This is a genomic window from Nonomuraea sp. NPDC052116, from assembly GCF_040680035.1.
Taxonomy (GTDB): Bacteria; Actinomycetota; Actinomycetes; order Streptosporangiales; family Streptosporangiaceae; genus Nonomuraea; species Nonomuraea angiospora_A.
Map to the genome: position 1 here is coordinate 97,196 of NZ_JBFAWA010000023.1, position 26,365 is coordinate 123,560.

20 protein-coding genes are annotated in these 26,365 nt (G+C 71.4%); 12 read left to right on the plus strand and 8 right to left on the minus strand.

Features of this window, described 5'->3' with window-relative positions; translation table 11 throughout:
• Positions 1 to 25: 25 nt before the first annotated feature.
• From AB0L65_RS37535 to AB0L65_RS37560, 6 genes are all read left to right on the plus strand, one after another.
• Positions 26 to 1,504: a zinc ribbon domain-containing protein gene (locus AB0L65_RS37535; protein WP_364255545.1), complete on the plus strand. Its 1,479-nt coding sequence runs from the start codon at positions 26 to 28 to the stop codon at positions 1,502 to 1,504.
• The gene (locus AB0L65_RS37540; protein WP_364255548.1) at positions 1,504 to 3,243 is read left to right on the plus strand and encodes a serine/threonine-protein kinase; all 1,740 of its coding nucleotides are present in this window, start codon (positions 1,504 to 1,506) and stop codon (positions 3,241 to 3,243) included. The genes AB0L65_RS37535 and AB0L65_RS37540 overlap by 1 nt, the downstream gene beginning before the upstream one ends.
• Before the next feature lie 81 nt (positions 3,244 to 3,324).
• Entirely contained in the window at positions 3,325 to 3,981 is a 657-nt protein-coding gene (locus AB0L65_RS37545; RefSeq protein ID WP_185072735.1) for a response regulator transcription factor, read from the plus strand.
• 70 nt (positions 3,982 to 4,051) lie between these two features.
• Positions 4,052 to 6,130 (plus strand): DUF6421 family protein, encoded by a 2,079-nt coding sequence (locus tag AB0L65_RS37550; protein ID WP_364255550.1) that lies wholly within the window; start codon positions 4,052 to 4,054, stop codon positions 6,128 to 6,130.
• Entirely contained in the window at positions 6,127 to 6,756 is a 630-nt protein-coding gene (locus tag AB0L65_RS37555; protein WP_364255553.1) for an SDR family NAD(P)-dependent oxidoreductase, read from the plus strand. Before AB0L65_RS37550 ends, AB0L65_RS37555 begins: the two co-directional genes overlap by 4 nt.
• The gene (locus AB0L65_RS37560) at positions 6,753 to 7,802 is read left to right on the plus strand and encodes a low specificity L-threonine aldolase (RefSeq protein WP_364255556.1); all 1,050 of its coding nucleotides are present in this window, start codon (positions 6,753 to 6,755) and stop codon (positions 7,800 to 7,802) included. The genes AB0L65_RS37555 and AB0L65_RS37560 overlap by 4 nt, the downstream gene beginning before the upstream one ends.
• Positions 7,803 to 7,823: 21 nt before the next feature.
• Here the strand turns inward: AB0L65_RS37560 and AB0L65_RS37565 are convergent, their stop codons facing one another.
• Together AB0L65_RS37565 and AB0L65_RS37570 are read right to left on the minus strand one after the other, a co-directional pair.
• Positions 7,824 to 9,245, minus strand: a complete 1,422-nt coding sequence (locus AB0L65_RS37565; protein ID WP_364255559.1) for an NAD(P)/FAD-dependent oxidoreductase — start codon at positions 9,243 to 9,245, stop codon at positions 7,824 to 7,826.
• An 8-nt stretch (positions 9,246 to 9,253) separates the two neighbouring features.
• Entirely contained in the window at positions 9,254 to 9,889 is a 636-nt protein-coding gene (locus AB0L65_RS37570; protein ID WP_364255562.1) for a DUF305 domain-containing protein, read from the minus strand.
• A 128-nt stretch (positions 9,890 to 10,017) separates the two neighbouring features.
• On the opposite strand from AB0L65_RS37570, the gene AB0L65_RS37575 reads away from it, so the two are divergent.
• Entirely contained in the window at positions 10,018 to 10,731 is a 714-nt protein-coding gene (locus AB0L65_RS37575) for a DUF3105 domain-containing protein (protein WP_364255565.1), read from the plus strand.
• A 135-nt stretch (positions 10,732 to 10,866) separates the two neighbouring features.
• On the opposite strand, the gene AB0L65_RS37580 is transcribed toward AB0L65_RS37575, so the two are convergent.
• Both AB0L65_RS37580 and ald read right to left on the minus strand, forming a co-directional pair.
• Positions 10,867 to 11,370, minus strand: coding sequence for an EF-hand domain-containing protein (locus AB0L65_RS37580; protein ID WP_350728689.1), 504 nt, complete (start codon positions 11,368 to 11,370; stop codon positions 10,867 to 10,869).
• A 73-nt stretch (positions 11,371 to 11,443) separates the two neighbouring features.
• Complete coding sequence (gene ald / locus AB0L65_RS37585; RefSeq protein ID WP_364255568.1) at positions 11,444 to 12,559, minus strand: alanine dehydrogenase; 1,116 nt, start codon at positions 12,557 to 12,559, stop codon at positions 11,444 to 11,446.
• A 148-nt stretch (positions 12,560 to 12,707) separates the two neighbouring features.
• Here ald and AB0L65_RS37590 point away from each other — a divergent pair, with 148 nt between their 5' ends.
• Positions 12,708 to 13,679, plus strand: a complete 972-nt coding sequence (locus tag AB0L65_RS37590) for an excalibur calcium-binding domain-containing protein (RefSeq protein WP_364255571.1) — start codon at positions 12,708 to 12,710, stop codon at positions 13,677 to 13,679.
• Here the strand turns inward: AB0L65_RS37590 and AB0L65_RS37595 are convergent.
• The 3 genes from AB0L65_RS37595 to AB0L65_RS37605 form a co-directional block, all read right to left on the minus strand.
• Entirely contained in the window at positions 13,676 to 15,055 is a 1,380-nt protein-coding gene (locus AB0L65_RS37595) for an NCS2 family permease (RefSeq protein ID WP_364255574.1), read from the minus strand. The two genes, AB0L65_RS37590 and AB0L65_RS37595, sit on opposite strands and share 4 nt — an antisense overlap.
• A gap of 61 nt (positions 15,056 to 15,116) precedes the next feature.
• Positions 15,117 to 15,350 (minus strand): EF-hand domain-containing protein, encoded by a 234-nt coding sequence (locus tag AB0L65_RS37600; RefSeq protein ID WP_357729518.1) that lies wholly within the window; start codon positions 15,348 to 15,350, stop codon positions 15,117 to 15,119.
• Entirely contained in the window at positions 15,334 to 17,538 is a 2,205-nt protein-coding gene (locus tag AB0L65_RS37605) for a molybdopterin cofactor-binding domain-containing protein (protein ID WP_364255577.1), read from the minus strand. The genes AB0L65_RS37600 and AB0L65_RS37605 overlap by 17 nt, the downstream gene beginning before the upstream one ends.
• 95 nt (positions 17,539 to 17,633) lie before the next feature.
• Between AB0L65_RS37605 and AB0L65_RS37610 the strand changes: the two genes are divergently transcribed.
• Positions 17,634 to 19,127 (plus strand): helix-turn-helix domain-containing protein, encoded by a 1,494-nt coding sequence (locus AB0L65_RS37610; RefSeq protein ID WP_364255580.1) that lies wholly within the window; start codon positions 17,634 to 17,636, stop codon positions 19,125 to 19,127.
• Here AB0L65_RS37610 and AB0L65_RS37615 read toward each other — a convergent pair.
• Positions 19,102 to 21,933, minus strand: coding sequence for a BTAD domain-containing putative transcriptional regulator (locus tag AB0L65_RS37615; protein ID WP_364255583.1), 2,832 nt, complete (start codon positions 21,931 to 21,933; stop codon positions 19,102 to 19,104). The two genes, AB0L65_RS37610 and AB0L65_RS37615, sit on opposite strands and share 26 nt — an antisense overlap.
• Positions 21,934 to 22,429: 496 nt before the next feature.
• Here AB0L65_RS37615 and AB0L65_RS37620 point away from each other — a divergent pair, with 496 nt between their 5' ends.
• Genes AB0L65_RS37620 through AB0L65_RS37630 form a run of 3 tightly spaced genes read left to right on the plus strand, consistent with a single transcriptional unit; the run spans position 22,430 to position 26,339 of the window.
• Entirely contained in the window at positions 22,430 to 23,713 is a 1,284-nt protein-coding gene (locus AB0L65_RS37620) for a helix-turn-helix transcriptional regulator (RefSeq protein WP_364255585.1), read from the plus strand.
• A 44-nt stretch (positions 23,714 to 23,757) separates the two neighbouring features.
• Positions 23,758 to 24,363: a copper resistance CopC family protein gene (locus AB0L65_RS37625; protein ID WP_364255587.1), complete on the plus strand. Its 606-nt coding sequence runs from the start codon at positions 23,758 to 23,760 to the stop codon at positions 24,361 to 24,363.
• The gene (locus AB0L65_RS37630; protein WP_364255590.1) at positions 24,360 to 26,339 is read left to right on the plus strand and encodes a cytochrome c oxidase assembly protein; all 1,980 of its coding nucleotides are present in this window, start codon (positions 24,360 to 24,362) and stop codon (positions 26,337 to 26,339) included. The genes AB0L65_RS37625 and AB0L65_RS37630 overlap by 4 nt, the downstream gene beginning before the upstream one ends.
• The last annotated feature ends 26 nt before the right edge of the window (positions 26,340 to 26,365 follow it).

The following is a 26,365-nucleotide window of genomic DNA, read 5'->3' on the forward strand; positions in this document are numbered from 1 at the left end:
TCCTAGACCTGCGTTGGGAGCGGAGATGGCGCGCCTCACAGCTCTTGCCGGTGGCGTCGCGACGGCACTGGTGCTGATCGCGATGCCGGCCGCGGCTCACGAACACCCGAGCGGGATCACCGACCTGGTGACCCCCGCCGTGGTGCGACTGGAAGCCGTGTCTCATGTGGAGATCACCCTGCTCGACCACATCGGCGAGCTCAAACATGTGGAGCGGTCCTACGACATCCCGTTCGCCGCGGGCACGGGGACCGTCGTCAACCCCGACGGCACGATCGTCGCACTCCGGCGCCTGGCCGTGAACCCCAACGACGTCGCGATCTACGCGGCGAACAAGGTCTTCGCCGAGCACCACAAGGTGAAGATCCCCCTCGACTACGAGAAGCACAAGCTCAAGGACGACCTCCTCAACCACCACCTGGCGGAGTGCTACCCGCCGAAGACCGACACCGCCACCTGCATCATCAACGTGACCACCGAGATCACGGCCTATCCCAACGTGTCGCCGCCGACCCCCAACGGCATCAAGGTCAAGTGCATCAAGGCCGGCCCGACGCCCGACAGCCCCGCCGTGCTGGTGCCGGTGACCCCCATGAGCGGAGGCGTCGGCATGCCCACCGCGCCGCTCGCCGACCAGGTGCCCGAGCAGGAGGGCGCGCCCACCAACGTGGCGGGCTTCCTCGGCCGGCCGGGCCCGAAGGTCCTGGAGACCGTCGAGATCGCCCACCTGGGCAAGGGCGGCGCGGGAGGTGCGGGCGGTGACAACGGCAGGCCGTTCGCCGACCCGGAGAAGAAGGTGGACGAGCCGGTCAAGCTGGGCGGCCTGGCCGACCAGGGACTCATCGGCGCCCCCGTGATCGGCGACAAGAACGGCCACGTCATCGGCCTGCTGGTGGGCGGCGGCAAAGAGGGCAGGATGATCGGCGTCAGGGAGATCAACGGCATCCTGGCCGCCGCCAAGGTGGCGCCGCGCAGAGGCGCGATCGACACGGCGTTCGAGGCGGCGCTGACCCGCTATCACACCAAGTACTACACGGAGGCCGCGCCCGGCTTCCAGCGGGTGCTGGAGCTCTATCCGGGCAACGTGGTGGCCGCCAAGCTGCTGAAGACCTCGCTGGAGAAACGGGGCGGGCCGGAGGACCAGGGCACGAAACAGGTGGCGGCCACGACCACCCGGTCGACCCCGCTGTGGCCGTTCATCGTGGCGGCCGGAATCCTTTTCATGGCGGCCGCGGGCGGGGCGTATCTGCTGTGGCGCCGCCGTGCTCCTGAAAAGGTGACAGAGCCGCCAGAACCACCGGGGGCGGCCGCGCCACCGCTCGACGACGGGGCCAGCCAGACCGTGGTCGTACGGCGGTCGCAGGCGTTCCCCATGGTCCCGCAGCAACAACAGCAGGTGATGACCGCGCCGAACCCGGCGATCAAGTACTGCACCTCGTGCGGCATGCGACTCGGGCCCGCGCATCGCTTCTGCGGTTACTGCGGCCACCCCATCGAGACGTGATGCCATTGAACGAAAGATCGCTCATCGGCCAGGAGGTGGCCGGGTACTACATCGAGGACATCGTCGGCAAGGGCGGCATGGCCGTGGTCTACCTTGCGCTCGACCCCAGGTTGAGCCGCCGGGTGGCGCTGAAGATCCTCAATCCGGTGCTCAGCGTCGACGACCGGTTCAGGCAGCGGTTCATCCTGGAGTCCAGAACGGTCGCCAGCATCGAGCACCCCAACATCATCCCGATCTACGAGGCCAACGCGGACGCCGACGGCGTCCTCTACATCGCCATGCGCTACGTCGACGGGCTCGACCTGCGCCGGCTCATCTACGACCGCGGACCCCTGCCGATCGCCCAGGCGAACCAGGTCTTCGCCCAGGTCGCCGCCGCCCTCGACGCCGCGCACGCGCACGACCTGATCCACCGCGACGTCAAACCGGCCAACATCCTGATGGCCGGCGACCACGTCTACCTCACCGACTTCGGCATCACCAAGCACCGCTCGTCGATCTCCGGGCTGACCCAGACCGACCAGTTCATCGGCACGCCCCGCTACATGTCGCCCGAGCAGATCAACAAGGAGCACATCGACGGCCGCGCCGACCAGTACGCGCTGGCCTGCGTGGTCTACGAGGGGCTGTCGGCGCGGCTGCCGTTCCAGCGCGAGAACGACATCGCCCTGCTCTGGGCCCACCTGGCCGAGCAGCCGACGCCGCTGTCGCAGCTCAGGCCCGACCTGCCCGCGCAGATCGACGCCGTGATGATGCGGGCGCTGGCCAAGGCGCCCGAGCAGCGCTACGCGACCTGCACGGAGTTCGTGACCGCGCTGCGTGACGCGATCAGCGGGCACCAGCCCGATCCCATGAACGGCCCCATGAGCGGCCCCACCAGCGGGCCCCACCTCGTGCCCCGCCAGGGTCCCCCCTCCGGGCGGCACCCGGCGCCGTACCCCGCGCCCGTCCCAGGACCCACGACGGGCCCCACGACCGGTCCCCCGACCGGTCCCCCGACCGGCCCTCCGATCGGCCCCGCCTCCGGGCCCACCTCGGGCCCGCGTCCCGCGCCCGTCCTGGGGCCCCCGTTCACGCCGATCGGGTCGGACCGGGCCCCCGCGCCCCCCACGCATCCGACCGCGCCCAGGAAACGCCCGGGACGCGTCCCGATCGTGGCCGCCACGCTGGTCGCCGCCGTCGCGGCCCTCGCGCTCGTCGCCATGATCATCATGAACCACCGCGGCGACACCTGGTCCCGCTACAAGACCAGCGCCGCCGCGCCGCTCACGTTCGAGTACCCGGGCGACTGGACCGTGCGCACCCACCAGGACCTGTTCGCGGTGGTCTCGCCGCACGCCCAGGAGTTCGAGTCCCTGTTCGTGGCCGGCCCCGGCGCGGACTGGTCGGCGATCTCCCAGGTCGTCGAGGACGACCCCGACTCCGCCTCGGGCGTCTACGTCCAGGTCTCCGACACCCTCGACGCCGGCGGCAACTCCGAGCAGATGAAGGCCAAGATGGAGGCCCTGCTGCCCGGCCAGGTCGACGTCGGCAAACCCGTGCCGGACCAGGCCGGCACCAGCCCCGCCACCCGCTTCGACGGCTCCCTGCACGACCCCGCGTCCGGCACCAGGCTGGGCTTCGTCAGCTACGTGATCGACCGCCAGCCCAAGACCATGCTCGTGATGTACTTCTGCGCCAAGGCCACGTGCGACGACGCCACCCAGACCCGCATCCGGCAGAGCGTCCATGTGTCATGACTTGTGACTCACTTGCGTGCGGCTTGGCCTGGGTGTTCAGGCGGTGTTCAAGGTGGGGGCCCGGCGTCTACCCTCCGGCTTGTGGGCATTCGTATAGTCATCGCCGACGATCAGGCGATGGTCAGGGCCGGGCTGCGCATGGTCGTCGACAGCGACCCCGGCATGGAGGTGGTCGGGGAGGCGTCCGACGGGCGTGAGGCCGTCGCCGTGGTCAGGCGTACGCGGCCGGACATCGTGCTCATGGACATCTCGATGCCCCGGCTCGACGGGCTGGCCGCGGCCAAGGAGCTGCTGGACGACCCGTCGCCGCCCAAGGTCATCACGCTGACCACGTTCGACACCGACGAGAACCTCTACGCCGCGCTGCGCGCCGGCACCAGCGGGTTCCTGCTGAAGGTGTCGCCGCCGGAGCAGCTCCTGGAGGCGATCAGGGTGGTGCACGCGGGTGACGCGCTGCTCGACCCGGCCGTGACGAGCCGGGTGATCGCCACGTTCGCGGGCCGGGCCGAGCCGACGCCCTCGCCCCGGCTGGCCGAGCTGACGCCGCGCGAGCTGGAGGTGCTGCGGCTGCTGGCGCGCGGCCTCACCAACGCGGAGATCGCCGGGGAGCTGTACGTGGGGGAGGCCACGGTCAAGACGCACGTGGCGCGGGTGCTGATGAAGCTGTCGCTGCGCGACCGGGCGCAGGCCGTGGTCTTCGCGTACGAGACCGGGGTGGTCCGGCCGGGCGCTGCCTGAGGGTTTGGCGGTACATGGAGCATCATGTGTATATTTTCCGTCAGAAGGCGGTAGACACAGGAGATATTTCATGCAAGCGTTCCCTCGGGTGCTGTTCGACGAGGCTCACAGCGAGTCGTGGACCGTCCGGCGCGAGGTGGCCGAGGCCATCAACCCCGCCCATCCCGACGACAACAGCTACGCCCGCGCGGCCGGGCTGCTCCGGCACCTGGGGCACACGGTCGGCGCCCACACCTCCGGCGCCCACACCTCCGGCGCGCTCACGCCCGAGACGCTCGCCGAGCAGGACGTCCTGGTGATCGCGCACCCGTCGGGAGAGCGGTGGGAACGTACCATCGGGCAGGGCAGCCCCGTCTTCACCGCCGCCGAGCTGGACGCGATCGAGTCCTTCGTCGCCGATGGCGGCGGGCTGGTGGTGCTGGCCGAGGAGGAGCAGGACAAGTACGGCAACAACCTGCGTGAGCTGCTCGGGCGGTTCGGGGTGGGCGTGGCGCACACCACCGTGCGCGACCCGAAGAACGCGCACCGTGACGTGGCCACCTGGGTGCTCGCCGAGCCCGCCACCACCTCCGGCCTGCTCGCCGGGGTCCGCGCGGCCTGCTTCTACCGCACCGGCGTCCTCACGGTCGCGGGAGAGGGCGAGGTGCTGTTCGCGACCTCGCCGACCGCCGACCCGGCGGGCGCGCCGCTGGCCGCCGTCGTCCGGTACGGCAAGGGGCGCGTGGTCGCGTTCGCCGACTCCGACCTCTTCGGCGACGACTCCATCGAGGACTACGACCACCGGCGCCTCTGGGGGAACGTGGTCACCTGGGCCGCCCGCGTCCCGGACGCCGGCGGCGCCGCCGGGTCGCGCGACGAGGCCAAGGCGGCCGGGTTCGCCCGGCTCAAGGCGGCCGTCGAGGAGCTGCGGCCGCTGCAGGTCAAGGATGGCTCGGTGCCGGAGGAGAAGGAGCGGGCGAAGGCGCTGGTGGCCGAGATCGGCGCGCGCCTGGGCGAAATATCGTCATATTTCCCGCATGACGCCGCGTACCTCCAGGCCGTTCAGGGGGACCTGGCGAAGTGGGCCGAGCAGGACCTCGGCGTGCCCGACTTCCTCGACTCGCTCGACCTGTTCCACCCCGACACCCAGCGCGCGGACGGGCTGGAGCACGTCGTGGTCTTCCCCATGTACACCCAGAACGGCAATCCCGCCCGCAACCTGGAGGCCGTCTGGATCCGGACGATCTGGCCGGACTGGCTGGCCGCGCTGGAGGCGGGCGGCTACGACAACCCGATGTTCGTGCCGATCGCCTTCGAGGACTTCACCTCCGGCTACGACACCCACTCCGCCGTGCTCTTCCCCGAGACGGTCGCGGTGCGGCAGGCTCCGGCGCGCTTCACCTGGGGCGGGATCTTCGCCGACCGCGAGGCCGCCAGGTTCAGGCGGGTGTCGCAGGCCGCCGCCGAGACGCTCAAGCTCGACCTGCCGCCGGACGCGGCCAGGCTGCTGGCCTCGCAGCGGCTCGCGCAGGACACGTTCGTGCTCTGGGACCTGGTCCACGACCGCACCCACAGCCACGGGGACCTGCCGTTCGACCCGTTCATGATCAAGCAGCGGATGCCGTACTGGCTGTACTCGCTGGAGGAGCTGCGCTGCGATCTGACCGCGTTCGGCGAGGCCGTCAAGCTGGAGGCCCAGGGCGTGCCGCACGCGCGGTACGTGCAGGTGGCGATCCTGTTCGACCGGCTGTTCAGGTTCCCGATCACCGGGGAGCGGGTGCGGAACTACGACGGGCTCGGCGGGCAGCTGCTCTTCGCGTACCTGCACCGCAACGACATCGTGCGCTGGACGGACAACCGGCTCACGATCGACTGGGAGCGGGTCGCGGACGGGGTCGCCGACCTGCGGGGCGAGGTCGAGAAGCTGTATCGCGACAGCATCGACCGGTCCAAGCTGGCGCACTGGCTGGCGGCGTACGAGCTGGTGGGCGCGTACGTGGCGCCGCATCCCGGCTCCGTGTGGGCCAAGGGGATCCAGGCGCTGCCGGAGGAGCAGAAGGCCAAGGTGGACGCGGTGCTGCCGGACGAGTTCCCCCTGAGCATGTTCTACGAGGCACTGCGCCGTAAGCTGGCCGAAGTGGTCGAATCGACTAAGGGACTTCGCGCATGATCATTCTGGTTACGGGTGCTGGGGGGCCGACAGGGGAGGCCGTTTCCGAATATTTCCGGAAAAATGGCCATACGGTGATCGGGGTCGACAAGGAGGACGTCGACCTGCTGGACCGTACCGCCGTACAGGGCCTGGCCGACTGGATCGAGCGCGATCACGGCCGCGTGGACGGCGTGGTGCACCTGGTCGGCGGCTGGCGCGGCGCCGGCTCGTTCGCCGAGACCAATCTCGACGACTGGGACCTCCTGCACGACCTGTTGATCCGCACGCTCCAGAACGTGTCGCTGGCCTTCGAGCCGCTGCTGCGGGACAGCGACAACGGCCGCTTCGTGATCGTCTCGGCCAAGGCGGCCGAGCGGCCCTCCGCCGGGGGCGCCGCCTACGCGGCGGCCAAGGCGGCGGCGGAGGCGTGGACGCTCTCCCTCGCCGACGCGCTCTCCGGCACCGGCAGCGCGGCCACCATCCTGGTGGTCAAGGCCCTGGTGAATGACGCCATGCGGGCCGAGAAGCCCGCCGCGAAGTTCGCCGGCTTCACCGACGTACACGACCTCGCGGCGGCCATCGGCGGCCTCTACGACCGCCCCGCCGCCGAGGTCAACGGCACCCGATTGGACCTTACTGCGTGACTTCCCGGCACGACCCCCGGCTCAAGGCGTTCGCCAGCGACAACTACGCCGGGGTACACCCCGAGATCCTCCAGGCCATCGCCGCCGCCAACGGCGGCCACCAGACCGCCTACGGCGAGGACGTCTACACCGAGGCCATGGGAGAGGTCTTCAAGCGGCACTTCGGCGAGCAGGCGCAGGCCTGGCCGGTCTTCAACGGCACCGCCGCGAACGTCGTCTCCCTCCGTTCGATGACCGCCCACTGGGAGGCGGTCATCTGCGCGGAAAGCGCCCACATCAACACCGACGAGGGCGGCGCGCCCGAGGTGGCGGGCGGCATCAAGCTGCTCACCGTGCCCACGCCCGACGGCAAGCTCACGCCGGAGCTGATCGACCGGCAGGCGTGGGGGTTCGGCGACGTGCACCGGGCGCAGCCGCGGGTGGTGTCCATCTCCAACACCACCGAACTCGGCACCCTCTACACGGCCGACGAGATCGCGGCGATCTGCTCGCACGCCCATGAGTTGGGGCTGCTCGTCCACCTCGACGGCTCCCGCCTCACCAACGCCGCCGCCGCCCTCGACGTCCCGCTGCGGGCCCTCACGACGGACGTGGGGGTGGACGTGCTCTCCTTCGGCGGCACCAAGATCGGGCTGCTGTACGGCGAGGCCGTCGTCGTCCTCAACCCCGCCGCCGCCAGCGGGGTCGACTACCTCCGCAAGACGTTCATGCAGCTGTCGTCGAAGATGCGCTTCGTGTCGGCGCAGTTCGAGGCGCTGCTGTCGGGCGACCTGTGGCTGCGCAACGCCCGCCAGGCCAACGCCATGGGCCGGCGCCTGGCCGAGGCGGTCAGCGGCATCCCGGGGGTGACGCTCACCCGGCCCGTGGAGGCGAACGCGGTCTTCGCGATCCTGCCCCGGGACGTGACGGAGCGGCTGGCCAAGCGGTTCCGGTTCTACACGTGGAACGAGGCGACGGGGGAGGTGCGGTGGATGTGCGCCTTCGACACGACGGAGTCCGACGTGGACGCCTTCGCCGCCGCCCTCACCGACGAAATGCACCCCTGACCCCTGCGTCGCCGGTGGTCGTCATGGCTTGGCGGGGGTGGTCCGCAGGGCGAGGCGGGCCGCCTGCCAGCCGCCCATCCCGTGTACCGACGGGCCGGGTGGGGTGGAGGCCGAGCACAGGAAGACACCCGGCAGCGGGGTGCGCCACGGCGCCGGGGACCAGACGGGACGGCGGAGGAACTGGACCAGGCTGGTCAGGCCGCCGGTGATGTCGCCCCCCACCAGGTTGGGGTTGGCGGCCTCCATCGCGGCCGGGCCCATCGTGTGGCGGGCCAGGACGCGATCGCGGAAGCCGGGCGCGTACCGCTCGATCTGGGTCTCGATGGCGTCCGTCATGTCCACGGTCGAGCCGGCGGGCACGTGGCAATAGGCCCAGAACGTGTGCCCGCCCCTCGTCGGATCCGCCGCGTACGGCTGGACCGCCAGCACGTACGGCCGGGGCGAGTGCCGGCCGGCGGTCGTCTCCGCCTCGCTCAGCGCGATCTCCTCCAGCGTCCCGCCCAGGTGCACCGTGCCCGCGTCCGCCACCGCCGGGTCCCGCCACGGCACCGGCCCGTCCAGGGCCCAGTCCATCTTGAAGACGCCGGGACCGTACCGGAAGCGGGCCAGCCGCCGCCGGTAGCCCGCCGGGAGGTCCGCCATCGCGAGGAACTGCCGGGGTGAGACGTCCAGCACCACCGTCGGCGCGGACAGCTCCGACAGCCGGCGCACGCGGTGGCCGGTGACCGCCTCCCCGCCCAGCGACCTGAGCTCGGCCACCAGCGCGTCGGCCAGCACCTGCGATCCGCCCCGCACCAGCGGCCAGCCCGCCAGGTGGGCCAGGGACGCCAGCATCAGCCCGTATCCGGCGGTGATGGGCGCGCGCAGGTCCCGTACGGAGTGGGCGGCCATGCCCGCGATGAGCGCCCGCCCCTCCACGGTCCGGAACGCCCGCCGGGCGAACGTCGTGGCGGGCAGGGCCGCCGCGAGCCCGAACCCGGCCGCCTGCGCGAACGTACGCGGCCCCGTGGCCCGCCACGGGCCGAGCGGCTTGAGGAGCAGGTCCACCAGCGGGAGCCCCGCGCGGGCGGCCGCGCCCACGGTCGCCAGCCACGCGCCCGCGTCGCGGCCCAGGCCCTGGGCGGTGCGGTGGGCGTCGCGGTGCACGAGTACGGCGGGACGGTCGTCGAGCGGATGGGCCACGGGCACCGGAGGATGCGCGAACTCCAGACCCGGAAGGTCCAGCGCCCGGAACGCGGGAGACGCCACCGCCATCGCCATCACCGTCGCGCACAGGTCGTGCACCCGCCCCGGCAGCGTCAGCTCCCCGGAGCGCAGCCCGCCGCCGAACCGGTCGGCGGCCTCCAGCAGCAGCACCCTGCGCCCGGCACGGGCCAGCGTGACGGCGGCGACGAGCCCGTTGGGCCCGGAGCCCACCACCACCGCGTCGGCGTCCCCGTCCACGGCCGGCCTTACTGGGGCTTGAGGATCGACGGGTAGGGCTGCGCGCCGCGCTGCTTGAGCAGCTCCGTCATGAGCTTGATCTCGCCGCTCTGCCCCTGGACGATCTTCTGCGCCATGCTGACGACCTCGGCGCGCGTGGACAGCTTGAGCAGCCCCTCGGCCATCTGCACACCCCCCTCGTGGTGGCGGATCATCAACTGCAGGAACAGCACCTCGGCCTGCGTGCCCTGCGCCTCCTTGAGCTGGGTCAGCTCCTGCGGCGTGGCCATGCCGGGCATGGAGCCGGGCGTGGCCCCGTTGGCGGGCGTCGCGGCGCCGCCGTGGCCGTGGCCGGCCATCCAGGCCATCGGCTTCTGGTCGCTCGCCTGGTCGAGGCCCCACTGCTGCAGCCAGCCCAGGAACATGCCGCGCTGGTTGGCCTGGGTGTTGATGATGTCGAAGGCCAGGTTTCTGATCTCCTTGGCCGGGCCCTTGTCCCTGACGATGAACGACATGTCCACGGCCTGGGCGTGGTGCGCGGCCATGTCGCGGGCGAACCCGGCCTCGGCCGAGGTGTCGCCGGGCGTGCCGTCACGGCCGAACAGGAAGAACGCGGCCACGGCGAGCACGAGCACGCCGCAGGCGATCAGGATGGGTTTACTCACGGGCTTTTCCATGGCCCGTCCAGCGTACCCACCGATGGCGTCGTGATCGGACGCTTATAAGCGCCTTATTCTCCGCATACGCCGGGAGGCAATAGGGTGACCGGAGTTGGTACGCCGATGGAGGAACGATGACGAAGGAGAAGGCGCAGGCGAGGCGCGAGCATCTTGCGAAGATGCGGGCCGAGCAGAAGCGCAAACAACGCCGCGCCGCGCTGCTCATGTGGGGGACGGGCGGTCTGATCATCGTGGTGCTCGTCGGCGTGGTCGGCTTCTACCTGGTCAAGCAGGCCAGGGAGACCTCGTTGGACGCCGTGGCCAATTTCAAGTACGAGGCCGGGCAGCACGTGTGGAACGCGGTCACCTACAAGGAGAACCCTCCGGTGGGCGGCCAGCACAACAACTACTGGCAGGCGTGCTCGGTCTACGACAAGCCCATCCACAGTGAGCACGCCGTGCACTCCATGGAGCACGGGGCCGTCTGGATCACCTACCGGCCCGACCTGCCCAAGGCGCAGGTCGACAAGCTGAAGGAAGTGGCGTCGTCCACGGGCCAGCAGGACTACATGCTGGTCAGCCCGTACCCCAACCTGCCCGCGCCGGTGGTCGCGTCGTCGTGGGGGCACCAGCTCAAGCTGAACGACTCCGCCGACCCGAAGCTGGGGGCGTTCATCAAGAAGTTCCAGAACGGTAAGGACACGCCGGAGCCCGGCGCCACGTGCGGCGGCGAGGACGCCATCACGACGACGGCCGACCAGGCCCCGCTGCCGCCGGAGCCGAAGGGCAACCAGCAGCAGCCGCCGATGGAGACCATCTCGCCGACGCCCAGCCAGTCGCAGAAGTAGCCCGCGCGGGGCTGGCGAGCATCGGCCGGAGCCGGGAGCAGCGGTACGCCGGAGGGGCGGGTGGGTGGCCCCTTCAGCGGCGTGGCCGCCCCCTCGTGGGTGTGGGAACTCCGGCCGACGCCCGTGACGGGGCTCTCACACCCCGTCGATGAGGAGGCCCTGGCGGGCGCGGGAGTACTCCTCGAAGGAGATGCGGCCGTCGCCGTCGGCGTCCACCCGGGAGAAGGCCGCGGCGAGGTCGGTGTCCGCGCGGTTCCAGACCGTGCGGAAATCCTCCATGGTGATCCAGCCGTCGCCGTCGCGGTCCGCGACGGCGAAGGTGGCCCGGGTGATCGGCGCGAGCACGGCTTCGAGAGCGCCCGTGCGTACCAGCGACTCGAAGGACGTGACGTACTCCTCCTTGCTGATCCGCCCGTCGCGGTCGGTGTCGAGGGCCCGGGCGTGGGTGTCCCAGGCGTTGAGGAACGCGTTGACGACCGCCTCCGCCTCGGGCGAGTCCGCGCGCACGCCGGTCTGCTCCAGCCGCCGCTGGGCCAGCGACAGGTAGTCGTATCGGGTCAGGAAGCCGTCGCCGTCGGCGTCCAAGTCCTTGAAGTTGCGCTCCGCGCTCTCGCGGAAGCTGCTCTTCTGCGCCATCATGACTCCGATCAGTTACGCTAAGTAGCCTAGCGCTACTTAGCGTAACTCGCACCGGATGTGATGGACAGAAGGCTCACGAAAGAGCGTGTTCGACGGGCGTCCACTCCAGACCGTGCGCCTCGGCCACCGGCCGGCTGGTCAGGTGGCCGTCGTAGGTGCTCAGGCCCAGCGCGAGCGCCGGGTCCTCGCGCATGGCCCGCTTCCAGCCCAGGTCGGCGATGGCCAGCGCGTACGGCAGCGTCACGTTCGTCAGCGCGAACGTCGAGGTGTGCGGCACCGCGCCGGGCATGTTGGCCACGCAGTAGAAGATCGAGTCGTGCACCCGGTACGTGGGCCGCTCGTGCGTGGTCGGCCGGGAGTCCTCGAAGCAGCCGCCCTGGTCGATCGCGATGTCCACCAGCACCGAGCCCGGCTTCATCCGGCTCACCAGGTCGTTGCTCACCAGCGTCGGCGCCTTGGCGCCGGGCACCAGCACCGCGCCGATGACCAGGTCGGCCTCCGTCACCGCCTGCTCGATCTCCAAGGTGTTGGAGGCGACGGTCTGGCAGTGGCCCTGGTAGATCAGGTCGGCCTGGCGCAGCTTGTCGATGTTGTTGTCGAGCAGCAGCACCTCGGCCTGCATGCCGAGGGCGATGGCGGCGGCGTTCATGCCGGACACGCCGGCTCCGATGACCACGACCTCCGCCGCGCGCACGCCGGAGACGCCTCCCATCAGCACGCCCCTGCCGCCTCCCGAGCGCATCAGGTGGTACGCCCCCACCTGCGGCGCCAGCCTGCCCGCCACCTCGGACATGGGCGCGAGCAGCGGCAGCGCCCGGTCGGCCGTCTGGACGGTCTCGTAGGCGACGGCGGTGCTGCCGGAGTCGAGCAGGGCCTGCGTGCAGGGCCTGGACGCGGCCAGGTGCAGGTACGTGAACAGCACCTGCCCCTTGTGCAGCCGGTGGTACTCCTCCGGCACCGGCTCCTTCACCTTCATGATCATGTCGGCGGCCGCCCAGACCTCGTCGGCGTCCGGGACCATGACGGCCCCCGCCGCGGCGAAGTCGTCGTCGGGGATCGCGGAGCCGACGCCCGCCCCCTGTTCCACGAAGACCCGATGCCCGTGGCGCACGAACTCGTGCACTCCGGCCGGGGTAAGGGCCACCCGATATTCGCTGTTCTTGAGCTCCTGCGGAACACCGACTTTCATGGCCGAACTCTTCTCGCTCTTGTGCGCTTACGCCTCCATTCTTCCTCTCTCCCCCGAATAGGTGAGGATTATCGGGCTGATTACCCCGGTGCCGCCGTACCTCGATAGGCTCACCGGCAGTCCGAACGTCAGGATGGGATCGCCATAGATGGACAAGCCGGAAGAGCCGCCACCCGCGGACCCCGGGGAGCCGAAGGCCAGCAAGGCCACCACCATCTTGCTGATCGTCTCACTCGTGCTCGTCGTGCTGGTCGCGGGAGTGGTCGGCTCGATCGCCGTCCTGATGACCAAAAATCCCGACACGCCGCTCCTGGGTGCCGCGCCGATGCAGCAGCTGGCCGTGCCCATCCACTTCGCCCCCGTACGGGAGGCCAAGGCCGCGCCGTGCCCCGGCGCGGAGGCCGTGCTCGACCAGGAGCAGAAGAACTGCTACCTCCTGGAGGACGGCGTCACCGTCGACGCCGTGCAGCGGATCGAGCCGGTGCGCGAGAAGGACGGCCAATACTCCGTGCGCATCGCGATCGCCCCGCGCTTCAAGGAGCGCCTGGTGCAGCTCATCGACGAGCTGGTGCCCGACCAGCGGCAGGTGGCCATCGTGCTGGCCCCCGCGCAGCCTGACGCGCCCAAGGTCGTGCTGGCGGCGCCCGTCGTCACCCAGTACATGGACGGCGACAGCATGAGCATCTCGGGCTTCGAGAAGGAGGAGGCCGACGCGCTGGTGACCCGCCTGCTGGGCACCACGCCGGGAGCGTCCACGCAGCCCACGGACCCCGCCTCGCAGCCGCAGCAGCCCGGCGGCACCCCGCCGCAGAACAACCAGACCCCTCCCAGCCAGCAGAACAACCCTCCGGGCCAGCAGAACAACCCTCCGGGCCAGCAGAACAACCCTCCGGGCCAGCAGAACACCACCCCCGGCACCGCCACCACCCCGGGCACCAACCCCGCCGCCACGAGCCCGGCGTCGGGCCCGCGGCGCACCCCCGACAAGCGCTACGCCGGCTGCAAGGAGGCCGTGGCCGCCGGGGACGGCCCCTACTACAAGGGCACCCACGAGGAATACTCCTGGTACGTGGACGTCGACGGCAACGGCGTGGCCTGCAACAGCGGCGACATGCGCTAACCGAACAGCTCCTCCAGCCCGTCGATCGCGAAGTAGGCGACGAAGATCAGCGAGACGATCCAGAGCAGCCACGGGATCTCGGAGAAGCGCCCTCTGGCGGCCTTGACGAGGGTGTAGGCGATCACGCCGGCGCCCACCCCGTTCGTGATCGAATAGGTGAACGGCATGAACGCGATCGTCAGGAACGCCGGGATGGCCACGTCCAGCTCGTCCCAGGGCACGTTCCTGCTCTGCGTCATCATCAGCGCCCCGACCAGCACCAGCGCGGGCGCGGCAGCGGCGGCGGGCACCACCGAGGCCAGCGGCGTGAACAGCAGCGTCAGCCCCAGCAGCGCCCCGGTCGCCACGCTGGCCAGACCGGTCCGCGCGCCCTCGCCGACGCCTGCGGCGGACTCGACGAAGACGGTGTTCGCCGAGGAGCTCACCGAGCCGCCGATCATGCCCGCCACGCCGTCCACGGTCAGGATGCGGCCCAGCCGGGGCACCTGGCCCCGCTCGTCCACCATCCCGGCCTCGTCGCTCACGCCGATGATCGTGCCCATCGCGTCGAAGAACCCCGACAGCACCAGCGTGAACAGCACCACGGCCGCCGTCAGCGCCCCCGCCCTGCCGAACCCGCCGAACAGGTCGAAAGAGCCCACCAGCCCGAAGTCCGGCGCCGCGACCAGGCGCTCCGGCACGTGCGGCGTGACCACGCCCCACGACCGGGGCGGGATCTTGGCGACCGAGTTGACCAGGATGGCCAGGGCCGCCGTCACGACGATGCTGATCAGGATCGCGGCCGGGGTCCTGCGGACGAACAGGACGATCATCAGGAGCAGCCCGAAGCAGAACACGACGACCGGCCAGCCGACGAGGTGGCCCGTGGCGCCGAGCTGCACGGGCGTGCCGGTGCCCCGCGTCACGAACCCGGAGTCCACCAGCCCGATCAGGGCGATGAACAGCCCGATGCCCACGCTGATGGCGTGTTTGAGCGCGAGCGGGATGGCGTTCATGATCAGCGTGCGCAGGCCCGTCACGGCCAGCACGATGATGACGAAGCCCTCCAGCACCACCAGGCCCATGGCCTGGGCCCACGTCATGTGCGGGGCGGCCTGGTAGGCGACCACCGCGTTGAGGCCGAGCCCGGCGGCCAGGCCGAAGGGCGCGTTGCCGACGAAGGCCATCAGCAGCGTGGAGACGGCCGCGGCGAGCGCGGTGGAGGTGGTGAGCTGGGCGATGGAGAGCCGGGCGCCCGTGACGTCCGTGGCGCCGGCCAGGATGATCGGGTTGAGCAGGATGATGTAGGCCATGGCCACGAACGTGGTGACCCCGCCACGCACCTCGCGGCCGACGGTCGTCCCCCGCCCGGTGAGCTCGAAGAAACGGTCGAGCACCCGCCATCCCCCTTCACATGATCAAGGGGGATGGCGCATAGCTACCCGGCGGATGAGGAGATCACGCCTTCTCGTGGCGCCCGTGACCCACGAGCCCCATGAACTCCTCCAGCCCGATCGTCCCGTCGCCGTCGTTGTCGGCCGACTTGATGAACGCCTCGATCTCGCTCTCGGACGCGCCCTGCCCGCCCAGCGCCTCGTTGGCCCGGCGGATCTCGTCGGCCGTCAGCAGGCCGTCGCCGTCGGTGTCGAAGCGCCTGAACTCCGCCTCGGCCGCTTCACGAGCGCTTGCCATCGGATACCCCCATTGTCGATCCGTCATCAAACAACGCGATATCTTCTGGCCTAATCGGAACCCGAGTCAACCGCAGCCCGGTCGCGGCCCGCACAGCGGCGGCGACGGCGGGGGTGGAGGAGAGTGTCGGGGGCTCGCCCGCGCCGCGCAACCCGTACGGCGCCGCCGGATCCGCATTTTCCAGGATCTTCATCTGCATCGGCGGCATGTCGAGGATCGTGGGGATGAGGTAGTCCGTGAACGACGGGTTCAGCACCCGGCCGTCACGGACCTGGATCTCCTCCATGAGCGCCAGTCCGAGCCCCTGCGCGGACCCGCCCTGGATCTGGCCCTCGAGGGCCTGCGGGTTCAGGATACGGCCCACGTCCTGGACGGCCGCCAGCTCGACCACCTTGACCAGGCCCAGCTCCACGTCCACGTCCACGACGGCCCGGTGCACGCACAGGGCGAGCTGGGTGTGCGAGTCGCCCTGCCCGGTGATCGGGTCCATCGGGTACGTGGGGCGGTGCCGGTACTCGCGCGTCTCCTCGATCGGCCCGAACTTCTCCAGCGCCTCCTCCGGCGGCAGCCCGTTGAAGCGCTTGCGCACCGCCTCGCAGGCTGCCTGCACCGCCCCGCCCGTGACGTACGACTGGCGCGAGGCCGACGACGAGCCGGCCGAGCCGACGGAGGTGTCGGCGGTGGCCACGGTCACGTTCGCGATGCCCAGCTCGGTGCGGGCGATCTGGGCCTGGATCGTCACCAGGCCCTGGCCCACCTCGGCGGCGGCGGTGTGCACGGTGACGTGCGGCTCGCCGCCCACCAGCTCGGCGCGGACCCTGGCCGTGGAGTAGTCGTCGAAGCCCTCGGAGAAGCAGATGTTCTTGATGCCGACGCCGTAGCCGATGCCGCGGCGCACCGACTCGCCGTGCGTGGTCTGGGACACGCCCCCGGGCATCGACCGCAGGTCGTCAAGGGGTTCCGACGGTAGCGGCATCGCCTCCAGGTCCCGCAGCATCTCCGCGAGCGGGGCCGGGGAGTCGATCACCTGGCCGGTGATGAGGTGGGAGCCCTGGGAGACGGCGTTGCGCACGCGGATCTCCACGGGCGACAGGCCGCACGCCTCGGCCAGCCGGTCCATCTGCGACTCGTACGCGTAGCACGCCTGGACCGCGCCGAAGCCGCGCATCGCGCCGCACGGCGGGTTGTTGGTGTAGACGCCGGTGGCGTCTATCTGCACGTTCTCCACCTCGTACGGCCCCACACCCAGCGACGCGGCGTTGCCGACCACGGCGGGGGAGGAGGAGCAGTACGCGCCGCCGTCCAGCAGGATGTCGGCCTTGACGTAGACCAGCTTGCCGTCGCGGGTCGCGCCGTGCTCGTAGCGCATCCGGGCCGGGTGGCGGTGCACGTGGCCGAAGAACGACTCCTCCCGGCCGTACACGATCTTCACGGGCCGGTTCAGCCGCAGCGCCAGCATGCAGGCGTGCACCTGCATCGACAGGTCCTCGCGGGCGCCGAACGCCCCGCCGACGCCGGACAGCGTCAGGCGCACCTTGTCGGGGGGCAGGCCGAGGCAGGGGGCGAGCTGGTCGCGGTCCACGTGCAGCCACTGGGTGGCGATGTAGAGGTCGACGCCGCCGTCCTCGGCCGGGACCGCCAGGCCGGACTCGGGGCCGAGGAAGGCCTGGTCCTGCATGCCGACCTCGTACTCGCCGGTGACCACGACCTCGGCCTCGAACGTGCCGCCCCGCCGCACCGGCTGGTGCCGCACGAAACGCCGGGACCGGCGGGGGTCGGTCACGGCCTCGCGCACCTCGTACTCGACCACGATGGCCGCCGCCGCCCTGCGCGCGGTCTCGGGGTGGTCGGCGGCCACCACCGCCACCGGCTCGCCCTGGAAGCGGACCTGGTCGATCGCCAGCACCGGCTGGTCCTTGTGGTCGAGCCCGTAGAACTTCTCGCCCGGCACGTCCTCGTGCGTCAGCACGGTCAGCACGCCCGGGATCTTGAGCGCGGGCCCCACGTCGATCGACCGGATCCAGGCCGACGGGTGCGGGCTGCGCAGCGTCGCGCCCCACACCATGCCGTCCAGCCACAGGTCGGAGGCGTAGGCGAACTCGCCGGTCACCTTCAGCGTCGCGTCGGGCCGCCGCGCGCTCTCACCGACCCCCGCGCCGTGCAGGGTCGTGTACGCGGTCTCCGTCATCTTCCGAGTAGAGCACCGCCGCCGCGCCGGATCCTATGCGCGTCGCGTGAAATCCCGGTCAGCGGTTGGCCTCGGCGCCTTGTATATTCCTCCAAGTGCGCATCTCTGACCTGCTGGCCATCGACGAACTGCGCCTGACCCTGCTCGCCGGCGACCCCTCGCGCGAGTTCGGCACCGTGCACATCACCGACCTGCCCGAGCCGGGGCGCTACCTGAGCGGCGGCGAGCTGGTGCTGTCGGGGCTGATGTGGTGGCACGAGCCGGGAGACTCGGCCAGGTTCGTGGCGGCGCTGGTGGAGGCCGGGGTCGCCGCGCTGGGCGCCGGGCAGGCGTGGCTGGGCCACGTGCCGGCCGACCTGGTGGCCGCGTGCGAGGCCGCCGGTCTGCCACTGGTCGAGGTGCCGACGGAGGTGTCGTTCCGGACGCTGGCGGAGCTGGTCGTGCCGCGGCTGGCCGGCGACGTGCGCGACGCGCTCGGCCGCCACCGCAGGCTGGTCGCGGCCATCGCCGAGGGAGCCGACCTGCGCGAGCTGTTCGCGCTGACCGCCGCCGAGCTGGGCGTCACCGGGGCCGTGCTGTCCGCGTCGGGTGAGGTGATCGTGGGCGCGGCCAGGGATCCCGTACGGCTGGCGAGGGCGTACCTGACGGCGCCGCGGCTGCCCGCGCGCGTCGGCGACCACACGATCTTCGCGGTCGGGCGCGGCCACCGGGCCGCGGGCTGGGCGCTGGCCTGCGACGGCGACCTGATGGGCCGCGCTGACCTGGGCTACGAGCTGGCGTCCTGCGTCGGCCTCGAACGCAACCGCATGGAGGAGGGCCGCCGGGTCGAGCGCCGCCTGACCGAGCAGCTCATCGTGGCCGCGCTGGCCGAGTCCGACGCGGCCGAGCTGAACGCCAGGCTGCGGACCTGCGGGATCGACGCGGCGGAGCCGTACGCCGTGGTCAACGCCACCGCACCCAGGCAGGGCGCCACCCGCGGGCCCGACCCCGCCACGCTCGGCGGGCAGGTCGTGGAGGAGCTGCTCGGCCGCGAGGTCGTGGCGGCGGCGGGCGCGGACGGCGCGATCGCCGTGGTGCCACTGCGCGAGCGCACCACGGCGGAGCTGGCCGACCGGCTGCGCGCCGGGGCGGAGGTGCTGGCCGCCCTGCCCGACACCCGCCTGTGCGTCGGCGTCAGCGGCGCGCTGACCGGCGCCGGCGCCGTCAAGGGCGGCGTGGAGGAGGCCGGGCACGCCAGGCGCCTGGCCGAGGCCCGCGCCGGGGGAGTGGTCACCAGCGACGAGATCTACACGCACGCGCTGCTGCTGGCCACGGTGCCGGGAGACGTGCGCCGCTCGTTCACGGCGCGGCTGCTGTCGCCGCTGCTCGACTACGACCGGCGGCACCAGTCCGAGCTGGTGCGCACGCTCGGGATCTTCCTCGACTGCGCCGGCTCGTGGAACGCCTGCGCGGAGCGGCTCCACGTCCACGTGAACACGGTCCGTTACCGGATCCGCAGGATCGAGGAGCTGACCGGGAGGAATCTGGCGACGATGGCCGACCGGGTCGACTTCTTCCTGGCGCTCAGGGACACGGGCCCGCCTCGATAGCCCTCCGCGCCTCGTCCACGGCCGCCCGCTCCTCCCTCAGCCGCTGCTCCCAGCGGGCGTGGCCGAGCCCGCCGCCGCCGGCCAGGGCCTCGTCGACGTAGGACAGGGCCCGGCCGGGATCCTGGAGCATCCGGTAGGCCCGCGACAGCCCGATCAGGCAACGCACCTTCCCGATCCGGTAACCGCTCGCCTCGAAGAGCTCGCGCGTCCTGAGAAGGTGTGGCAGGGCCTGCTCCGGGTCGTCCAGGCCGAGGTAGGTCTCGCCGAGCGCGAGCCGGCTGTTCGCCTCGTGGGTGGCGTCGCCCGCCTCCTCGGACTCGGCCAGCGCCTGGTGCAGCGCCTGGCGCGCCATTTCCGGACGTCCCATGCCCAGGTGGGAGTGCCCGATCATCAGCAGCGCGTACCGGACCCCGACTCTCGCGCCGATGCTCTTGGCTAGGGCGAGCTGGCGCTCCGCCCAGGGCAGCATCTCCTCGTAACGTTCGCCCGAGTTGTAGGCGTTGGCCACGTTGCCCAGCGCGCGCATCTCGCCGAAGGCGTCGCCGATCCGCCGGGCGAGCTCCAGCGAGGACAGCTGGTGGGCGACGGCCTCGTCCGTGTGTCCCGTCATGCGCAGGGCGTTGGCGATGTGGCCGTGCGCGACCAGGGCGCCGGCCTCGTCACCGAGGCGCTCGCTCACCCGTAGCGCCAGCGTGTTCAGCTCCTTCATCTCCGCCATGTGGTAGGCCCGCTCCTGGGGCCAGATGAGGCCGAACGTGAGGTTGACGCCGAGCCGGGCGATCGTGTCGTCGGGGGAGCTCATGGCCTGCACGGCCGCGGCCGACAGGACGGCCTCCTCCTCGCGCAGCCACGCCTTCGCCTCCTGCGCGGTGCGGACCTCGTGCGGGACCGCGTCGAGCGGGGCCGCCGGCTGCGTCCGGTGCGGGTCGCTGACGTGGCTGGCCAGGCGCGTGGAGGCGGCGTAGTACGACAGCGCGCGGATCAGCGGCCAGTGCCGGTCGGCGGGACGCAGCTCGCCGGCGAAGAGGCGGACGAGGTCGTGCAGCTGGTAGCGGCCGGGGGCGGCGCGATCGAGCAGGTGGGCGTCCACCAGCCGCTCCAGAGCCGCTTCCGCCTCGCCGGATGTGACGCCGGCCAGCGCCCCCGCGACCTCCGCGGTCATCTCGGGCACGTGCAGGAGCCCCAGCAGCGACAGCATGCGCGCGGCCAGCCGGTTCACGGGGCGCGAGCCGCGTTCGAGCGCGGTGTGGCTGGCGGCCAGGCTGGAGCGGACCGCCAGGTCGCCGGCCGCGAGCTCGTGCAGCCGGGTCCGCTCGTCGCTCAGCCGGGAGGCCAGCGCGGAGACGCTCCAGTCGGGGCGACCGGCCAGGCGCGCCCCGGCGATGCGCAAGGCCAGCGGGAGACCGTCGCACAGGCGGACGAGCCTGGCCGTCTCGCCCGCGTCGGCCGAGATCCGGCTCGCGCCGGCCAGGTTGGCCAGCATCGTGGCCGACTCCGCCGGCGACATCCTGGCGAGCTCCAGCTGGACGGCGTCCTCGCCCCAGCTCATGGTCTCCCGGCTGGTCACGAGCAGCGTGTTGCCGAGCGAGGCCGACAGCAGCGGCCGGATCTGCGCGAGGTCGGCGGCGTCGTCCAGCACGACCAGCACCCGCCGGTCGTGCAGGCGGCTGCGCCACGCGGCCGCCGCCTCGTCCAGGTCGGTGGGCACGAAGGTGGGCGGCACGCCGAGCGCGCGCAGGAACCGCCCGAGCAGGTCGAGCGGGGTGAGCGCGGGCAGCTCGGGCGTGGCCCCCCGGCAGTTGACGTAGAGCTGGCCGCCGGGGAAGCGGTCCATGGCCAGGTGGGCGACGTGGGCGGCGAGCGCCGACTTGCCGACGCCCGGCGGCCCGGTGATGATCAGCAAGGGGCTCGGCGAGGTCGCGAGCCGCTCCTTCAGCCGCGCGATCTCCGCGGACCTGCCCACGAACTCCGCCAGCGGCCTGGGTAACTGATGCGGGGTCTCGTGAGGTGTCGGCGCGCTCGGGTCGGGTGCCGCATCGGCCCGCAGCACCATCTCGTGGCACCGGCGCAATCCCTCGCCGGGCGACAGGCCGAGCTCCTCGGCGAGCAGGACCCTGCCTTCCTCATAGACCGTCAGGGCCTCGGCCGGGCTGCCCGAGCGGAACAGGGCCGTCATGAGCAGCTCGCGGACCCGCTCGCGCAGCGGGTTGCGGTGGGTGAGGTGGCGCAGCTCCTCGACGATGTCCCGGTGGCGGCCCAGGCGCAGCAGGCTCTCCGCGCGCAGTTCCAGGGCGGCGAGCCGGAGCTGCTCCAGGCGCTCGCGCTCCGTCTCCGCGAACGGGCCGGACAGCCCGCTCAGCGCGGTGCCGCGCCACATCGCCAGGGCCTCGTCGAGCAGGCGCACGGCCTGGGGATCGTCACCGGCGCGCCGGACCCGCCTGGCCTCCTTGACGCTCTCGGCGAACAGCAGCGCGTCCACCTGGGCGGGCTCCACCCGTAAGACGTAGCCGGCCGGGGTCCCCGCCAGCACCCGCGACGGCTCGCGCCGCCCGCGACCGGGCTCGAAGGCGCGGCGCAGCCCGGCGATGTAGGTGTAGACGCTCTGCTCGGCATTGCGCGGGGCGTCCTCGCCCCAGATGCCGGCGATCATGTGGCTCATGGGAATGGGCCGGGCCACGGCGGCGGCCAGGATCGCGAGGGTGGTCTGCTGCCTGGCAGGTCCGAGATCGACATGCTCTGCGGCCGTTCCGCGGTGGAGCTCCGCGGTCACCGCCCCCAGCAGGCGAATGAAGATCCCCTCGCCCACACGACCTCCTTGACTCGCCCTCGAACCGTGTCAACAGGGCAGCGTAATCAAGATCGTCGTTCCGTGAGGGCTTGCGGGACCGCTGTAGATCGAATGTAGACGTGGCCGATAAATTGCAGAACAATCCGTGCCCGCCGGACAGCAGGCCACATGACCTGACTGACCGGCGACTCAGGCAAGGTCGCCCGGACGGCAGATGGCGGGGCCAAGAGGCCCCTCACCGGCCGGGCCACGGTACGACGGGGCACGGAGTGCGGTTGCGTGCCCGGTGTGCCGCCTTGCCTCGCCTGACGATTGCTGCTCAGCAGCAGTACACGTCCGATTGTCCAGAGGACAGGGAAGACGTTGCGGCACTTGTGGCCGTAGCATTACCTCCAACGGTTACCGCGGCAGTGATCACGGCAACCAGGACGGACAGGACAATGCGCATGCGCACGGGGGTTCTCCCTAGCCTATGTGAGTTGCTTGGACTTCATCTTCTCAGGGAGAGGCTGCTGTGACCACATCTGACCTAGTCGGTCTCCGTATCAAGACGGTTCGGCGGCAACGCGGCTTGTCGCAGGCCCAGCTGGCGCACCCCGAACTGTCGGACAGCTACGTCTCGTTGATCGAGAGCGGAAAGCGTACCCCCACCCCCGCGGTCTTGGAGCTGCTGGCCCAGAAGCTGGACTGCTCGCTGTCCTATCTGATCAACGGCGTCACCGCCGAACAGATGGAGGACATCGAGCTCGCCCTCGGCTACGCGCGGCTGGCGCTCGAGAACGGCGAAGTCGCCGAGGCCCGCACGCGCTTCGAGGAACTGCTGGGCAACAGCAACCTGACAGGTCTTACCTCACTTCGTCAAGAAGCCGAATTCGGTCTGGCCCTCGCCACCGAGGCCGGGGGTGATCTCGACCGGGCGATCTCGATCATGCTCAAGCTCCGTGAGGAGGAGCTCCCCGCCGAGCAGAACATCGAGGTGGCCATCGCGCTGTGCCGCGCCTACCGGGAGCGCGAGCGGCTGAGCGAGGCCGTCGAGGTGGGCGAGCAGATCCTCGGCGGCAAGTCCCGGCAGGGCTGGACGGACCTGCTGGTCGAGCTGGGCGCCACGCTGCTGGCGGCCTATCTGGAGCGCGGCGACATGCTGCGCGCCAGGCAGTTCGCGGCCGAGCTGCTCAACGCGGCCGACGCGCTGGGCACGCCGCGCTCCATCGTCGCGGCCAACTGGAACGCCTCCATCGTCGCCCGCGCCACCGGGCACAACAGCGAGGCGGTGGCCTTCGCCGAGCGGGCCCTGGCCGTGCAGGTGGAGCACGGGCAGCCGCGCAACACCGCGAGGATGCGGCTGCAGTTCGCGCGGACGCGGCTCAGGACCGGCGCGCAGGACCCCGCGGTCGTCCGCGACGCGCTGCGCACGGTGGTCGCGGAGTTCGAGCAGACCTCGACCAGCACGATCGACCAGGCCATGCTCTACATGGAGCTGGCCAGCGCCGAATACATGACCGGAGACCTCGACCAGGCCGCCGAGCACGCCGTGATCAGCAGAAACCTGCTCCCCGAGTTCGGCCACGTGCTGGGCGCGGAGGCCAACCTGCTGCTCGGCCGGGTCTGCGGCGCGGTCGGCCGGGTCGACGAGGGGCGCCGGCACGCGGCCGCCGTCAAGGGCTGGCTCACGCCGCTGCCCGACTCCCGCCGCTCGGCCCGCACCTGGTACGCCGCCGCCGAGACCATGGAGTTGCTCGGCGAGACGGACGAGGCGGTGGAGGCCTACCAGCGGGCGCTGGCCTGCGCGGGGCTATAGCGAGGTCCGGACCGGGCGGTGGCGTCGGTAGCCTTGGGGGTGCCATGAAGAGATCCCCGCTTGCGGCCCTCGCCGCGACTGCCGCCGCCCTGCTCGTCCTCGTGTTCGGCATGGCGGCTCCCGCGCTGGCGCACGACGCGCTCAAGAGCAGCTCCCCGGCCAAGGACGCCGAGGTCAAGAGCCTCGACGAGGTGCGGCTGGAGTTCACCGCGGGCGTGCGCCTGCCGTTCGTCATCGTACGCGGCCCCGGCGGCGCCGAGCTGCAGAGCGGCAAGCCCGAGGCCGACGGCAAGGTGGTGACCCAGGCGGTCAAGGAGCCGCTGCCCGACGGGAAGTACACGATCGCCTACCGGGTCGTGTCGTCCGACGGGCATCCGATCGAGGGTGAGATCCCGTTCAAGGTGAAGGGGGCGGAGACACCGTCCCCCAGCCCGAGCGCCGCGAGCCCCAGCGACTCCGCCGTCGCGGCACCGGCGAGCTCCGCCCCCGCGACGCAGGCCGCGCCACCGCCCGCACAGACGTCGCCCGCCACGGATCAGGCCTCGGCCAGTCAGCCGGTGGGCTTCCCCGTCTGGCTCGTCATCGTGATCGGCGCGCTCGTCGGCATCGGCATCGGTTTCCTGCTCAGCGCGCGGAAGAAGAAGCCATGAGCAAGGCTGCGCGGCTCGCGCTCGGCGGGGCGGCCGCCGCGGTCGTCGCCCTGGTCATCGGCATGATCGCCGGCGGCAGGGCGTTCCCCAGGATCATCCCGGGCCTGCCCGACTCCGGCGCGGTCGTCCGGTGGGGGCTGCCGCTGTCCAAGCTGCTCATGGACGTGGCCGGCGTGACCACCGTGGGCCTGCTGCTCATGGCCGCCGCGCTGCTGCCCAACGACAAGGGCGTGCTCGGCAGGACCGCCGGCCAATACGTCAAGGCCGGCTCGTGGGCGGCCCTCGCCTGGGCCGGCTCGGCCTTCGTGGCCATCGTGTTCAGCACCGCCGAGTCCATCGGCAGGACCGTTCCCCAGATCCTCGACCGCACCTTCCTCACCAGCTACGCCACCCAGACCACGCAGGGCGTGGCGCTCACGCTCGTGGTGCTGTTCGGGGTGGCGATCGCGCTGTTCTCCCGCGGCGCCATCACCGCGGGGGCCGCGGCGGGCCTGCTGGTCTTCGCGCTGGTGACGCTGCTGCCCGCGCCGCTCACCGGCCACACCTCCTCCTCGCCCAACCACGACCTCGCCACGTCGGCGGTCTCGCTCCACCTGCTCGCCCTCGCCCTGTGGGTGGGCGGGCTCGCCGTGCTGGCCCTTCACGCGGTCCGCAAGCAGCCGCAGCTCGAGGTGGCCGCGCGCCGGTTCTCCGACATGGCCGTGTGGTGCTACGCCGGGGTGGGGCTGTCCGGCGTGTTCAGCCTGATCGCGCGGCTGGGCGCGGTGTCCGACCTGTGGACCACCCAGTACGGCCTGCTCGCCGTGGTCAAGATCGTGGCCTTCGTGCTGCTCGGCTACGTCGGCTACTGGCACCGCCAGCGCACGCTGGCCGACCTCGACAAGGGCAGGCCGCGCGCGTTCACCCGGCTGGCCGGCGGCGAGATGCTGCTCATGCTGGCCACCATCGGCGTGGCCGTGGCGCTGTCGCGCACGCCGCCGCCCGACTTCAGCGTCCCCGCCGACCGGGCCTTCGAGCTGCTCGGCTTCCCCCTTCCCGCCGAGATCACGCTCGGCAACGTGTTCACCATGTGGTGGTTCGACCTGTTCTTCGCCACGGTCGCCGCCGTGCTGGCCGGGCTCTACGGGTTCGGCGTGCGGCGGCTGCGCAAGCGCGGCGACAAGTGGTCGTGGGGGCGCACGGCCTCCTGGTACGTCGGGGTCGCGCTGCTGGTGTTCGCCACGCAGAGCGGGCTGGCCCGCTACGCCAAGGTCATGTTCGACATCCACATGATCGAGCACATGACGCTCTCCATGGTCGTGCCGATCTTCCTCGTCATGGGCGGGCCCGTCACGCTGGCCCTGCGCGCGCTCAAGCCCGCCACCCGGCGGGGCGACAGGGGGCCGCGGGAGTGGATCACGACGATTTTGCACAGCCGGTTCACCAAGGTCGTCACGCATCCCGCCATCGCCACGGCCATCTTCATCGCCTCGACGTACGCGCTGTACTTCACGCCGCTCTTCGAGTCGGCCATGGAGGAGCACCTCGGGCACATCTGGATGACCCTCCACTTCCTGCTCAGCGGGTGCCTGTTCTTCTGGGTGATCGTCGGGGTCGATCCCGCGCCCAACCGGCTCCCGTACGTCGGGCGGCTGCTCATGCTCTTCGTCACCATGCCGTTCCACGCGTTCTTCGGGGTCGCGTTGATGATGATGGGCACGGTGATCGCCTCCGGCTGGTACGAGCAGCTGGGCCGCACCTGGGGCGCCACGCTGCTGCAGACGCAGCAGGACGGCGGGGCCATCGCCTGGGGCTTCGGCGAGATCCCGACGCTCATCGTGCTGCTGGCCATCGCCATCCAGTGGTATCAGGACGACGAACGGCAGGCGCGGCGCACCGACCGCAAGGCCGACCGCTCGGGCGGCTCAGGGGATTCGGAACTCGACTCCTACAACGCCTATCTCGCCCGTCTCAACCGCGCGGACAAAGGTGAATGACAAGGTTTCCGGCGAGTAGCCGTTCG

Bases quoted from the DNA above. Each gene is read 5' to 3' on its own strand.
- AB0L65_RS37575 (WP_364255565.1), top strand. From the start codon at position 10,018: ATGACGAAGGAGAAGGCGCAGGCGAGGCGCGAGCATCTTGCGAAGATG.
- AB0L65_RS37630 (WP_364255590.1), top strand. From the start codon at position 24,360: ATGAGCAAGGCTGCGCGGCTCGCGCTCGGCGGGGCGGCCGCCGCGGTC.
- AB0L65_RS37600 (WP_357729518.1), bottom strand. From the start codon at position 15,350: ATGGCAAGCGCTCGTGAAGCGGCCGAGGCGGAGTTCAGGCGCTTCGAC.
- AB0L65_RS37625 (WP_364255587.1), top strand. From the start codon at position 23,758: ATGAAGAGATCCCCGCTTGCGGCCCTCGCCGCGACTGCCGCCGCCCTG.
- AB0L65_RS37590 (WP_364255571.1), top strand. From the start codon at position 12,708: ATGGACAAGCCGGAAGAGCCGCCACCCGCGGACCCCGGGGAGCCGAAG.
- AB0L65_RS37535 (WP_364255545.1), top strand. From the start codon at position 26: ATGGCGCGCCTCACAGCTCTTGCCGGTGGCGTCGCGACGGCACTGGTG.
- AB0L65_RS37580 (WP_350728689.1), bottom strand. From the start codon at position 11,370: ATGATGGCGCAGAAGAGCAGCTTCCGCGAGAGCGCGGAGCGCAACTTC.
- AB0L65_RS37550 (WP_364255550.1), top strand. From the start codon at position 4,052: ATGCAAGCGTTCCCTCGGGTGCTGTTCGACGAGGCTCACAGCGAGTCG.
- AB0L65_RS37605 (WP_364255577.1), bottom strand. From the start codon at position 17,538: ATGACGGAGACCGCGTACACGACCCTGCACGGCGCGGGGGTCGGTGAG.
- AB0L65_RS37540 (WP_364255548.1), top strand. From the start codon at position 1,504: ATGCCATTGAACGAAAGATCGCTCATCGGCCAGGAGGTGGCCGGGTAC.
- ald (WP_364255568.1), bottom strand. From the start codon at position 12,559: ATGAAAGTCGGTGTTCCGCAGGAGCTCAAGAACAGCGAATATCGGGTG.
- AB0L65_RS37555 (WP_364255553.1), top strand. From the start codon at position 6,127: ATGATCATTCTGGTTACGGGTGCTGGGGGGCCGACAGGGGAGGCCGTT.